13 protein-coding genes are annotated in these 12,293 nt (G+C 40.9%); 6 read left to right on the plus strand and 7 right to left on the minus strand.

Annotated features, from left to right (window positions below; genetic code table 11):
* Positions 1-517: 517 nt before the first annotated feature.
* The 3 genes from QT711_RS02565 to QT711_RS02575 all read left to right on the plus strand — a co-directional run bounded on the left by QT711_RS02565 (position 518) and on the right by QT711_RS02575 (position 3,014).
* Positions 518-1,423, plus strand: a complete 906-nt coding sequence (locus tag QT711_RS02565; protein ID WP_317941915.1) for a cation diffusion facilitator family transporter — start codon at positions 518-520, stop codon at positions 1,421-1,423.
* 74 nt (positions 1,424-1,497) lie between these two features.
* Positions 1,498-2,061 carry a branched-chain amino acid aminotransferase gene (locus QT711_RS02570; RefSeq protein ID WP_317941916.1) on the plus strand — a complete coding sequence of 188 codons (564 nt, stop codon included), beginning with the start codon at positions 1,498-1,500 and terminating at the stop codon, positions 2,059-2,061.
* A 53-nt stretch (positions 2,062-2,114) separates the two neighbouring features.
* Entirely contained in the window at positions 2,115-3,014 is a 900-nt protein-coding gene (locus QT711_RS02575; protein WP_317941961.1) for a TRM11 family SAM-dependent methyltransferase, read from the plus strand.
* A gap of 81 nt (positions 3,015-3,095) precedes the next feature.
* On the opposite strand, the gene QT711_RS02580 is transcribed toward QT711_RS02575, so the two are convergent.
* The 3 genes from QT711_RS02580 to QT711_RS02590 form a co-directional block, all read right to left on the minus strand.
* The gene (locus QT711_RS02580; RefSeq protein ID WP_317941917.1) at positions 3,096-3,491 is read right to left on the minus strand and encodes an NUDIX hydrolase; all 396 of its coding nucleotides are present in this window, start codon (positions 3,489-3,491) and stop codon (positions 3,096-3,098) included.
* Positions 3,492-3,565: 74 nt separating this feature from the next.
* A complete protein-coding gene (locus tag QT711_RS02585; protein WP_317941918.1) occupies positions 3,566-4,942 on the minus strand; it encodes a leucyl aminopeptidase family protein in 1,377 nt (458 codons plus the stop codon).
* Between the two features lie 70 nt (positions 4,943-5,012).
* On the minus strand, positions 5,013-5,168 hold the full coding sequence (locus tag QT711_RS02590; protein WP_317941919.1) for a hypothetical protein: 156 nt from the start codon (positions 5,166-5,168) through the stop codon (positions 5,013-5,015).
* Between the two features lie 296 nt (positions 5,169-5,464).
* On the opposite strand from QT711_RS02590, the gene QT711_RS02595 reads away from it, so the two are divergent.
* The 3 genes from QT711_RS02595 to QT711_RS02605 all read left to right on the plus strand — a co-directional run bounded on the left by QT711_RS02595 (position 5,465) and on the right by QT711_RS02605 (position 7,739).
* Positions 5,465-5,917, plus strand: coding sequence for a YaiI/YqxD family protein (locus tag QT711_RS02595; RefSeq protein ID WP_317941920.1), 453 nt, complete (start codon positions 5,465-5,467; stop codon positions 5,915-5,917).
* Positions 5,918-6,116: 199 nt separating this feature from the next.
* Positions 6,117-7,196 (plus strand): type III polyketide synthase, encoded by a 1,080-nt coding sequence (locus QT711_RS02600; protein ID WP_317941921.1) that lies wholly within the window; start codon positions 6,117-6,119, stop codon positions 7,194-7,196.
* Positions 7,197-7,211: 15 nt separating this feature from the next.
* Positions 7,212-7,739, plus strand: a complete 528-nt coding sequence (locus QT711_RS02605; RefSeq protein WP_317941922.1) for an isoprenylcysteine carboxyl methyltransferase family protein — start codon at positions 7,212-7,214, stop codon at positions 7,737-7,739.
* A 351-nt stretch (positions 7,740-8,090) separates the two neighbouring features.
* Here the strand turns inward: QT711_RS02605 and nhaC are convergent, their stop codons facing one another.
* The 4 genes from nhaC to QT711_RS02625 all read right to left on the minus strand — a co-directional run bounded on the left by nhaC (position 8,091) and on the right by QT711_RS02625 (position 12,095).
* Complete coding sequence (gene nhaC / locus QT711_RS02610) at positions 8,091-9,470, minus strand: Na+/H+ antiporter NhaC (RefSeq protein ID WP_317941923.1); 1,380 nt, start codon at positions 9,468-9,470, stop codon at positions 8,091-8,093.
* A gap of 373 nt (positions 9,471-9,843) precedes the next feature.
* Positions 9,844-10,005: a hypothetical protein gene (locus QT711_RS02615; RefSeq protein WP_317941924.1), complete on the minus strand. Its 162-nt coding sequence runs from the start codon at positions 10,003-10,005 to the stop codon at positions 9,844-9,846.
* 271 nt (positions 10,006-10,276) lie between these two features.
* Positions 10,277-11,320: an aminoglycoside phosphotransferase/kinase family protein gene (locus QT711_RS02620; RefSeq protein WP_317941925.1), complete on the minus strand. Its 1,044-nt coding sequence runs from the start codon at positions 11,318-11,320 to the stop codon at positions 10,277-10,279.
* A 151-nt stretch (positions 11,321-11,471) separates the two neighbouring features.
* Positions 11,472-12,095: a putative zinc-binding metallopeptidase gene (locus QT711_RS02625; RefSeq protein WP_317941926.1), complete on the minus strand. Its 624-nt coding sequence runs from the start codon at positions 12,093-12,095 to the stop codon at positions 11,472-11,474.
* Positions 12,096-12,293 lie beyond the last annotated feature (198 nt).

Raw genomic sequence — 12,293 nt, forward strand, 5'->3', positions numbered from 1 at the left:
ACCACTTTTATCGACGCATCAACAACCTTTTTCTTCGCTAACGCGTCATTAAACTACTTTTATCGACACGCTAACAACCTTTTTCTTCGCTAACGCGTCATTAAACTACTTTTATCGACGCGCTAGCAACCTTTTTCCTCGCCAACGCGTCATTAAACTACTTTCATCGACGCGCCAACAGCTATTCCCCTCGCCAACGCGTCATTACTGTTATCGTCGTAACAGCAATCAATTTTTCACTCTAACGTGTCTTTACACCACTCTTCATGACGCACACCATACTCTCCTGTAACAATAAAGATCACCAATAGTCACATCTAGCTGCATTTCGCTTTGTCAAATTGTTGCTCGGTTAGTTACATAGTGATATGCTTGTAAGACTAACCGATAAATGAGTGATCAGAATGATACTGACAATAAAAGACGCCACTAATCTAATTTTTCCATTCATCCCTTGACAGAACGTTGTCAGGGGTTTTTCTTTCCTCTAGGAAAACTTTCAACAGGAGGTTGTACAATGACAAATAAGCATTCACATTCCATCGCTTCCGTTTTTGCCATTTGGATCAGTTTAATGAGTAACATCGTGTTGACTGTCGTTAAAATTCTTGTAGGGGTTCTCTTTAATAGTCCCGTTTTGCTTGCTGACGGCTTTCATAACGCGGGAGATGTTGTCGCTTCCGCTGCAGCCTTGACCTCGATGCGATTCTCACAAAGACCGGCTGATGAAGATCATCCATATGGGCACGGAAAAGCTGAAGTGATTGGATCGGGACTTGTTGCGATTATTTTAGGGATCGCTGCCATCTATATTGGATTTGAAGCGGTGAAGACATTTTTTGAGGAGCCCGCTAAAGCGAGTGTTATTGCGTTAATTACGGCGATTGTTTCCCTTGTATGGAAACAGGTTCTCTATGTGTATACGATGCGCGTCGGTAAAAAAGCAAATAGTAAGGGGTTGATTGCGACTGCTTATGATCACCTTGCAGATGTGTATGCATCGCTTGCGGCTGTTGTCGGAATCGGGTTGGCTTTGATCGGGGATGCATATGCTATTCCGTTTCTATCATACGGGGATCCATTTGCCGGTGTGATTGTTTCCATTCTCGTGCTCCGTTTAGCTTATGGAATGGGGATCGAGGCAATGGATGTATTAATGGAGAAAAATGTACCTGAAGCGCGTTTGCAGGAGTTTGCCGCATTGATTCGCACGGTGCCTGAAGTGAAGCGAATTGATCGACTTCGTGCTCGAGAACACGGCCATTATGTGCTCGTCGATTTACGGATTGGTATTCCTGGGACGTTGACCATCCAACAAGGTCACGACATATCGAGTAAAATTCGTAATATGATTATTGAAGCCCATGCTGATGTGGATGAAGTGCTCATCCATCTGAATCCTTGGTATCCAGATGAAAATTAATTCTTCATACTGCGCAGAACGAAACTTCATACGCACAAATGAGGTATACTGTTGAATGAAAAGGAGTGTCACACATGCTAAAAGAAAAACTTGCACATACGATAGAGCAACAACCCATTGCGCTATTTTCAATTGAAAAAGAATATGCCGAAAGAAATGGTCTGCTGTCAGCTAATCAGTTGGTCCAACCAAAACAATGGGATTTCTCCGCCATCGAGTTATGCTTAAAAGAAACCGAAGAATTGCTAGAAGAAAAGTCGCCCTCATTCATGAATGAGCCGGTATCCTATTTCGGTGTTAACATTGATCAATTTGTCTATGTCGAGTCAGAAGCATTTACCACAATCGGTGTCGATGCGATGGCAATTGAAATGGACGATGTCTTTCAAACCATCACAGTATTATTCGGATTAAAGCTTCAGAAGAAATGGGGAGCTTTCATTAAGGAGCATTTGGATGCGAACGTTGGCTTAAAAACGTACAGTGCGATGTTCTCGGATCAAGACGGTCTATGGGACATTAACATACCGCTTGATGCACTTGAAGGATTCCACAAAGATTTACCAATAAAAGATGCGGTTGATCTCGCTTATCGCTTCATTTTCAACATGCTCGCAACACTTGAGGCGACAAATTGAAGCAGGCATTTGAAACACATCAACGTGAGTATGCCTACACGTATATCCGGCAAATGGATGAACACGATCTTTGCCGTTTGGAAATGCGGGCGTTCTTCGGGTACGACAGCCCATCAAATGCCTTGATTAGCAAAGTAGCCATTGACCCAAGCCGCAGCCCTTTTATGAAGGAGCGATTGGAAATAGTATGGACAGCACACGATTGGGCCGACTTGCTTGCACAAGCCGAAGAGTTCGTCAGTCACTCGACATTTAAAGTCACTTGTATGAATGACATCGCATTGAATGACACGGCTAAAATTCATCATCCAGAACGAAGAGCGATGGAACGAGAAATCGGTGAAAAAATTGAGGGAGAAGCAGATTTAGACAATCCGGCAGTCAATTTTGGCATTCTCTCTCTCAATGGACGTTGGTATTTCGGCATCCTTCAAGTAAGTGAACCGATTTGGCGCTATCATATGCAAAAACCGCATATGTACTCAACGGCATTAAGTACGCGCGTCGCCCGTGCATTGGCAAATATTGCAGTTCCTCATCCTGAAGGCGTCCGTGCGATTGACCCGTGTTGTGGAATCGGTACGGTGTTAGTCGAAGCACGTTCAATGGGTATTGATATGGTTGGGAGAGATATTAATCCACTTGTCTGCCTTGGTTCCCGCAAAAATCTTGCCCATTTCGGTTTGGATGGCGAAGTCGTTAAAGGTCCTATCGCTGAAGTGACAACTACATATGATGCTGCAATTATTGACATGCCGTATAATTTGTTTACCCATATTACTGCTGAAGGACAATTGGATATATTAAAGAATGCCCGACGCATTTCGTCAAAACTCGTCGTCGCCACCATTGAACCGATGGACGATATGATCGAGGAAGCCGGTTTCCAAATTGTCGATCGGTGCGTTGCCAAGAAAGGAACGTTTGAGAGGCAAATTCTTGTTTGCAAATGAAAAACAAGGTACTCTCTCCTCATTTTTATCGAGAATCAAAAAAGAAAACGCTTGGGGAATAGACCTAAGCGTTTTCTCGTTTTATATCGATGTAATAATCCTTATTAATAACTCTTTATCCTCAGGATAGGCATGCTCGATTGTCTCCAAGTCATTGAGAGATTTCCAAGCTACAGTTTCAATGATGTTATCTGGATCATTAATCCCACTACTCTCACCAAGTTTTTTTACTTTATAGTAATGTGTTTGAACTTGTATATTGGTAATGGTAACTTCTTTTATAAAAAGCTTCTCCACAATAGCCACCCTATAACCTGTCTCTTCCATCACTTCTCTTACACAACATTCCTCTGGCGTTTCTCCTTTTTCAATCCCACCCGAAGGGATAGCCCATGCATCAGAATGATAACTTTTCACCAATAGTACTTCATTGTTTTCATTCATACAAACAGCGGCAGAACCAAACCATTCTTTCATAGTAAATTCTCCATTCGAAATGCTCTACGAGTAGCCAACCGGCTTGATGACAAAAGCGCTGTTCTAACAGAACTTTACTCCGAAATCTTCACAGCATAGTCCGCAAGTAATCGCGCGCCATACCCTGTTGCGGATTTAGCATAGTAACCAGAATTACTCGATTTGCTCATCATACCAGCCATGTCTACGTGAAGCCATTTACTGTCTTTTGGAACGAATCGACGAAGGAATAAGGCAGCAGTGATCGAACCGCCATAGCTCAATGAACTGATGTTGTTCATATCTGCATAGTCACTCGCCAATGATTTGTCATACGCTTCGACTAACGGCATTGGCCATACGAAATCACCGTTTTCATCTCCGACTTTTTTCATGATGAATGCCTGCTCTTCATCTCCAAACACACCACCGATTTCCGTTCCTAACGCATTGACGACCGCACCCGTAAGTGTCGCGATGTCAACGATGTATTCCGCATTCAACTCACCTGCACGAATGAGGGCATCCGCCAAGATGAGACGGCCTTCTGCATCGGTATTCCCGACTTGTACTGTCGTACCGTTTTTGTACGTAATTACTTCACCAGGAAATACGGATGTGTTGTCCGGCGTATTTTCAACCATCGGGATGAGTGCAACTACATTCACTTTCGCTTCCGTTTTAGCTAACAACTGCATTGCACCAGCTACTGCAGCCGAACCGCCCATATCCATGCGCATGTCACTCAAATCTTTCCCACTCTTCAAGCTGATGCCGCCCGTATCGAATGTGACCCCTTTCCCGACAAGCGCCACTAATGGTTTTGACGCATCTCCGACATACTTCATTTCTACGAATGAAGGGCTGTATTTACTACCGCGACAAACAGTCAACACGCCGTTCATGCCCATCTCTTCAATTTCCTTTTTTCGATACACCGTCACTTCGATTCCTGTGTCTGCATATTGTTTTTTCAGAACATCAGGATACGTTTCAGGATTTAACACATCAGACACTTCATTCATTAAGTCGCGTGAAAACGCAGTAGCAGCGGCACGGATTTTTCCGAGTTCGACAGCAGATTGGACGTCCTCCCCTTCTACTTCTAGTGCAGTTTGGAATGGCTCTTCTTTTGATTTATACGTAAGGAATTGGTATGAACCAAGATCCCAACCTTCTGCAAATGCTGTAAACACCGTTTCTTTTACAAGATGTTCAAAGGCTGTTTCCAATGTCCCTTCAAGTACAAGTGCTTTCTCCACTTTTTGACTCGCAAGATCACGTGCAATATTGCCTGCTGTTGCACGGACTTTTTCGATATCCGCTTCTTTTGCAACTTTCACGACAACGTACTGCGTTTCATTGACCAAAACAGAACAATGCGCCCCTTTTTGTTGGTCGACAAATTTCTTTAAAGGCTCATTTCCAGCAATCAATTCATGGCTCGCACAAATCACTTTCACTTCTGTCATACTCGTTTCCCCCTACTGATCTATTTCGATACTAGAAATAGTTTACCATAACAATGTCAAAATGAAAGAATTATCTTTTTTCTGCAATGACTAAACAGAACGTTGCAAAAGGGCCAAGAAGTAATGACAACAAAAACCAATTCAATCCACTTCTATTTTTCCCTTGCGCGATACCGGCATTAATGAGTGCCAACGTACCCCAACCGACAAAATATTCACTTCCCATGCGTATTACCTCTCTTCATTTCATAAATGTTAATTTCCCTATAAAATAAAAGAACCTACAACTTCACAGCTTTGCTTTAATTTACGATTAACTCACCGTTTTGTTTCAAAAAAACATTGTTGAACAAAAAGATTTAGTGAAGTGAATAGCACAATAGAAAGATTCAACTTTTACGCCATGTTCACATTTCTCACTTTTGAATTAATAATTTTCCGGTGAATATGATATAGTGAGACATTAATCCTTCCTATTTTTTACGAGCACTTATCTACTTCATACGGAAAAGGGGTTCTGTCATGGTAACGATTTTTGTGGATGCTGATGGCTGTCCTGTTGTGAATGAAACGATTTCCATTGCCAAGAAATTTAAGATGCCTTGTACTCTTATTTGTGACACAGCCCATGAAATGCATCGGGACGGGGCCGATACAGTCATCGTTTCAAAAGGCGCGGATGCAGTCGACTTTGTATTAGTAAACAAAGTGAACAAAGGCGATATTGTCGTCACGCAGGATTATGGGCTAGCGGCAATGGTTTTAGCGAAACAAGGTCATCCGATCGATCAAAACGGAAGACGCTATACGAATGACAATATTGATCAACTCCTATTAGCAAGACATACCGCCCAAAAAATCAGGATGGCCGGTGGTCGCCTAAAAGGACCTAAAAAACGATCAAAAGAAAGCAATGAGAAATTCATCAATAGTTTGCGGGAATTATGTCAATTTTTATTATCCCAGAAACAATGAGCCCTCCATTACTGGTGGGCTTTCATATTTGCCAAAATCTTTTCATATACTGAGGCATGTCTTTCCTTCTCCAACTATTAAGTATTGTTTGAGATTGCAATTAAAAAGAGAATCTGATTCAAATTTAGCAACAGACATCCCAATGTTTATGTACAAGCTTACGAGGTTAAAGAATGATAAATGTTCCGGAGGTTAGAAAATGCCAAAAATCCTATCCGTCAGTACAGTTCTCCCTCCCTATGAAGTGAAACAGCAAGAAGCTGTTGAACTGACCCGCTCCCTTTTTAGCAATAGGTTTAAAGACATTGAGCGTCTATTAAAAGTATTTCAAAACGGTGATATCGAAAAACGAGATGTTTGTATGCCGTTGGAATGGTATGGAGAAGAACATGATTTTGAAGAACGCAACGATTTGTATATTCACCATGCAACGCATTTAGGCATTAAAGCCATTCAATCTTGCCTGCAACAATCGGACTTTTTACAGACAGACGTTTCTCCTTCTGAAATTGATGCCATCATCTTTGTTTCCAGCACAGGCATTTCCACGCCAAGTATCGATGCACGCATTATGAATGAACTTCCTTTTCGGGACGACGTCAAACGGATCCCGTTATGGGGATTGGGTTGCGCTGGAGGCGCTGCCGGTTTAAGTCGCGCATTTGAATATTGCAAAGCATTTCCGAAAGAAAATGTACTCGTCTTGGCGGTTGAGTTATGCAGTTTAACGTTCCAAAAAGACGATTATTCAAAGAGCAATCTCGTCGGTGTCTCATTATTTTCTGACGGCGTCGCATGCGCACTCATCGCTGGTGATCAATCCGAAATTGCCGTCTCTCGTGCTGTGCCATCAATCGTCGCAACTACTTCAAAACTAATGCCTCATTCAGAAGATGTAATGGGGTGGGATGTGAAAAATAACGGTCTGCATGTCGTATTTTCAAAAAGCATTCCTTCCATCATCACAGAGTGGTTAGGACCATTTGTACATGAATTCCTGTCTACTCACGGTTTGACGAAAGATGACATTGCGCACTTTGTCGCTCATCCAGGAGGAAAGAAAGTGTTGGCAGCCTATGAACAGGCTTTAGGATTCGACGCATCCATGACAGAAATTTCGCGTGATGTACTCCGGAATAACGGCAATATGTCCTCACCGACTGTATTGTATGTCCTTCAACAATTCATGGCATCGACGCCACAAGCTGGTGAATATGGAATCGTCGCTGCATTAGGACCAGGATTTTGTGGAGAATTACTCCTCATCCAGTGGGATTGAGGTGACTTCAACTTGATGATTCCAATCGTACTTTCAGTTGTCATCCTCCAACGCATTGTCGAATTATTCATCGCAAAACGGAATGAAAAATGGATGATGCGCCAAGGCGCATTTGAAGCAGGTGCTCAGCATTACCCTTTCATGGTTGCCATGCACGTCTGTTTCTTTCTCTCATTGCTCATCGAAATCTATGTCTTTAACCGCCCGCTATCACCGATTTGGGGCTTGTTCTTATTAATCTTCCTTCTTACTCAACTATTACGAATATGGTGCCTCACTTCGCTAGGGAAATATTGGAACACGAAAATCATCGTTCTACCGGATGCCAAAGTTGTACGGAAAGGCCCTTATAAATGGATCCGGCACCCGAACTATGTCATCGTCGCAACTGAATTGCTCGTCTTGCCATTACTGTTCAGCGCTTATTTCACAGCAATTCTCTTCACAATCCTTAACGTATGGATGATGTCCGTCCGTATACCGGCAGAAGAGAAAGCACTAAAAGATGCTACAAATTATCGTGAAGAATTTTCGATTGATTAACGCATAAAGGCTGAGACAAAAAATGTCTCAGCCTTTCATTGTATTTGCCCATCTTGGAAAAGCGCTCAAACTCCTCCATTGGCGCAAAAAATCGCTTCTTTTTTTCAAGAAACCTTTAGTTTGTCAAAACCATTTTTGACGCAACATAATTATCCAGCCAATACACTTCTCCACGATACAACTAATCCAAACGCCTCAAAACTCCATCAAACGGCTCATAAGTTCTCCAAACGCCGCATACTTCAGAAGAACGCAGCATATTCAAGCAAAACGCGGCATAAATCCGTAGAACGCCGCATTCCCCAATAGAAACACAGCAAAACGCTAAAAATCGCCGCATAATCTCATTCATCAATTAACCCGCGTCAACGTCTTCCCAACATATCCATAGCCAATCGTCAAAATCGGCGACAACAAACAGAAAAACGCAAACGGTAAATAAGCAAGTGGCGATACACCTAGCACATCTGCGATGAAAATCCCACATACACTCCACGGAACGAGTGGATTCACCACAGTTCCCGCATCCTCCATAACACGGCTCAAGTTTTTATTCGCAAGTCCAACTTTTTCATACGGCTTTCTAAACGCTTGCCCCGTCAATAAAATCGATAAATATTGCTCGCCAATCAAGACGTTAATGCTGATCGCGGTCAATGCAGACGCCAATATAACGGATGACACTTTCTTCAAAAGTGCTTCAATTGTTGCCAATAAACGTTGTACAATGCCAAGCGTGAACAACAATCCGCCCATACTTAATGCCAATAATACTAAACCGACCGTGAACATCATGCTGTTCATTCCACCGCGTGACAACAAGACATCCACTTCTTCCACTCCTGTCGAAGAAACAAATCCTTTAAATAAAATGCCCATCACTTCCGATACACCATACTGGTGATGGAAATAGGAAAGCCCAATCGCAACAGCAGAACTAATTGCCAGTGTAACAAGTGCAGGTACCTTCTTCATGCTCAATGCAAATAACACGAAAAGCGGAATGATCGTATACCAATGAACGAGCTCCGTTTTGAGGAGCGTTTCTTGAAAGAGCGTAATTTTGGTAAACTCTCCTCCACTAACGGAAGGCGAAAGAATGCCAAACAACAGTAGCGACAACAGAAACGCTGGAATCGTCGTCCATCCCATATTGCGGATATGCGTAAACAAATCGACGCCAACAATCGATGATGCTAAGTTGGTCGTATCCGACAATGGAGACATTTTATCCCCAAAGAAAGCACCGGACACAATCGCACCTGCAGCTAATGGCAAAGACAGTTCCAGCACATCAGCCATACCAATGAAAGCTACGCCAATTGTCGCAACGGTTGTCAATGAACTACCGATGGAAATCCCGACGATCGACGTGACGACGAAGACGATGGCGAAAAAGAAAGCAGGTGTAATGAGATGAAATCCTGCATAAATCAATGTCGGAATCGTACCGCTCATCATCCAACTACTAATGAGAATGCCGATAAAGAAGAACAAAAACACTGCACTCATCCCTGCTCCGGCACCTTCCACCAAACCTTTTTCCAAATTTTTAAAAGAAATCTTTTTAAAGAATCCGTAACCCAATAACAACAAGATTGAAAACAAAATCGGTATATGCGGCACAGATTCGAAAAGAATGATACTCGTACTCATCATTACGACAATACTGATTGTGAGTAGTGCGGATGCTACTACTGAAGGCGAATGGATCGCTTTAATTTGAAACATCATGGATTCCTCCCCAATTGTATTTTGAACATAAAAAACCCCTTCCATCCCTAAAAAAGGGACGAAGGAGCTCTCCGCGATACCACCCTAGTTGACGATAGGCACACCTATCATCCTCTTCATTGCAATTGGAGAAAAACTGTTGGTGTACTTCACCTTTGTTGCTGCCTGAATTTCCACTGTCCATTCAGTCTCTGTTTGCTGCCCACAACAAGATTACTAGGTCAACTCTCCATTTTTATATTTAGTAATGATTACTGGATTGTTCATGTATGTTTGATATACTACCATGTCTGTGGAAGAAGTCAATAGTCTGTGTTGAGTGGCTATAACATTTGATGTAACAATTAGATTGACATTGAGCTTAGAAAATTTATAATTCCCTTTCCTTTTCAAGCTTTTTCATCTCTAATTCTAACTTCTTTTGCTCCAACTCTATTTGTTTTCCTTTTAATTCGTAGCTTTTCTTTTTATCATAACCATAATAAATAAGAGAAAAACCTGTTATGATTGTTATATAAAACCAAATACTCACCACTTCACCTCCAATACTTCCAGAACTTTACTTACGGTTGACTACCCATTCACTTCTTAAAAAAGACAATGTTGTCCTATTTAAATGCTAGTACTTTGAAAATATGCTACCTAATCGTATAACAGAAGTTGAAGAACTTATACACTATTTGAATTGCCCGCAAACATTAACAATAATTATAATTCATCTTAATTAATTTCAAATTCACACAACGCCAAAAACTGTAAAAATCGCTAACTCCATATAAGTTAGAAGTTTTATACATTCATTCTTACGAGCCTAGCACTTTCCAATTCAGCTCGCATTGTTCATCAAAATCATTTCTCACTAAACTAGTGTAGATTTCATGTAATAGCCTTCCCACTTTTTCTTTCTCATTACGCTCTATTAACTTTTCCAATGAATGTTCATCGTATTTTATCTTCGTAAACCAAAAAGCAAATGCAATTGAATAAATGTCACTTAACACATTTTTTTCGTCCACTGTTAAAGGTCTTTCAGTAAGATATCCCTGAATAAAATGCTGAAAAAGACTAGCTCGATCGTTATCTGTTAATCCAAAAGATAAATCCATTTCATATGCTAGTAACAATCCCTCTAGTACCATGTCACCAACAAGCGTTTCATCACCTGCAATGTTATAGTCAAAAATACCAATGGTGTCGCCTACGTACGTCAAATTATTAATGGAAATGTCACCTTGTGTTGCAAACCTCGGTAACGTGTTCCAATGTACCCTAATTTTTTCTAGCCTCTTATGATAGAGCTCTTTTATTTTCTGGTACATTGTCACATCTATGTTGTGGGTTTCACTTAGCTCGCAAAACGTATTGTACCCACTGACTTCGTTATATCCAAGTAAATCGAATATCGTACTTTGTCCAATTAGACAGTTTCCATTCTCTGAAAGTGTATGTATTTTCCCCATCAATTCCCCTACTTTCGTAGCAAGATGAGCGTCAAGAGTACGTATTTCCTCACCTATGTAATCTTCAAGGGTAATATCTACATCCATATAATCCAGTTTATATTGAATACAGTACTTATCTTCGCTCAAATATCTTCTTGGCGTCGAAATCCCTTGACTTCTCAAGTATTCAGAAAAGGCACTTTGAGATTCAATAATATGGGAAGGATGTTTATCTTCCCTTACGAATTTTATTACGAGCGAATCTCTATCGGTAAAATCCACTTTAGATATTATTTTTAATTCGTTCTCATCACGATAATGAATAAAATCATAAACAGTAGTCACTTGTCCTTTCATGTTATAAAGAGACAATACTTCTTTTATAATTTCCAATCCGATGGTCATAGCACTCTCCCCCTTGAGTCATAGGTGAGTTTCTTTAGAAAGGCACGATTGAGGCATGTTCGATATTTACAATACGTTTTATTGCCAACCGGTTAAACAGTAGAGCCGTCAACCAATTATAAAAATATTAAACCCATGCCACTTGCTCACCTCAGTAAAAAGACAACATCTCGTCTTTTCGATCTTTCAATTCCTTCAGTACGAATGCGCGATGTGCTACAAGTTCAGGAAACTGATAGAAGAAATTCACTTTTCTTTCTGGTACAGTTTGTGGATTATCATTGTAAGGCGTTAACATAAAATGAGAAAAAGTTTCTGCTATATCTTCATAAGGATGTACCGTAGCATACGTTGACACAAAAGAATCTTTATGATCTTCATAAAAAGCAAGTCTTTCTTCAATAGTCCCGTAACCAGTTTGCAGCCATTGCTCGTCATAATCCTTCCAAAAAGCTTCATAAAATAGGGTCATATAACTGTCATCGTTATAACACTCTTCGAATGGAATGGAATGATAGCGATCAGCAGCACAGTTATCCGATTTGACGAAATCCGTTTCATTCCATGTCAGCATATGGCCAAATTCATGCATGAGAATTCTGATCATATCTGCTTGCAACGTTTGTGTGATCATATTTGAAGGTAACACCAATTTCCTTTCATATATATCAACATGTGGGTACACATCCTCCTGGAACACAATCATTTGAATATTAGCTTTGTCTCGATCGAACAACACACTCACAAGCTCAACTAGGTTCTTAAAAATACTCACTTCTTCACCCTGTGTTCTAACAAATGCGTTGTCTACTAATTCATAGCGAGCGCTAATTATTTTTTCGTCTTCTGTTGTTTATGGCACACTAGAAATGTAGAAAACGGCAGCTAATTTATGTATAAAAAAAAGGCCACTTGCCAACATCTGAAAAAATACTTACACTCCTGTTGGGCATTAAGTTCACAGGAGGTAAAT

It is taken from the genome of Sporosarcina saromensis, assembly GCF_033253735.1.
GTDB lineage: Bacteria > Bacillota > Bacilli > Bacillales_A > Planococcaceae > Sporosarcina > Sporosarcina saromensis.

What these genes read in the sequence shown, in the direction of transcription:
- QT711_RS02620 (WP_317941925.1), bottom strand. Translation starts at nt 11,320, where the DNA reads ATGACCATCGGATTGGAAATTATAAAAGAAGTATTGTCTCTTTATAAC.
- QT711_RS02580 (WP_317941917.1), bottom strand. Translation starts at nt 3,491, where the DNA reads ATGAAAGAATGGTTTGGTTCTGCCGCTGTTTGTATGAATGAAAACAAT.
- QT711_RS02600 (WP_317941921.1), top strand. Translation starts at nt 6,117, where the DNA reads ATGCCAAAAATCCTATCCGTCAGTACAGTTCTCCCTCCCTATGAAGTG.
- QT711_RS02590 (WP_317941919.1), bottom strand. Translation starts at nt 5,168, where the DNA reads ATGGGAAGTGAATATTTTGTCGGTTGGGGTACGTTGGCACTCATTAAT.
- QT711_RS02595 (WP_317941920.1), top strand. Translation starts at nt 5,465, where the DNA reads ATGGTAACGATTTTTGTGGATGCTGATGGCTGTCCTGTTGTGAATGAA.
- QT711_RS02565 (WP_317941915.1), top strand. Translation starts at nt 518, where the DNA reads ATGACAAATAAGCATTCACATTCCATCGCTTCCGTTTTTGCCATTTGG.
- QT711_RS02575 (WP_317941961.1), top strand. Translation starts at nt 2,115, where the DNA reads ATGGATGAACACGATCTTTGCCGTTTGGAAATGCGGGCGTTCTTCGGG.
- QT711_RS02605 (WP_317941922.1), top strand. Translation starts at nt 7,212, where the DNA reads ATGATTCCAATCGTACTTTCAGTTGTCATCCTCCAACGCATTGTCGAA.
- QT711_RS02570 (WP_317941916.1), top strand. Translation starts at nt 1,498, where the DNA reads ATGCTAAAAGAAAAACTTGCACATACGATAGAGCAACAACCCATTGCG.
- QT711_RS02585 (WP_317941918.1), bottom strand. Translation starts at nt 4,942, where the DNA reads ATGACAGAAGTGAAAGTGATTTGTGCGAGCCATGAATTGATTGCTGGA.
- nhaC (WP_317941923.1), bottom strand. Translation starts at nt 9,470, where the DNA reads ATGTTTCAAATTAAAGCGATCCATTCGCCTTCAGTAGTAGCATCCGCA.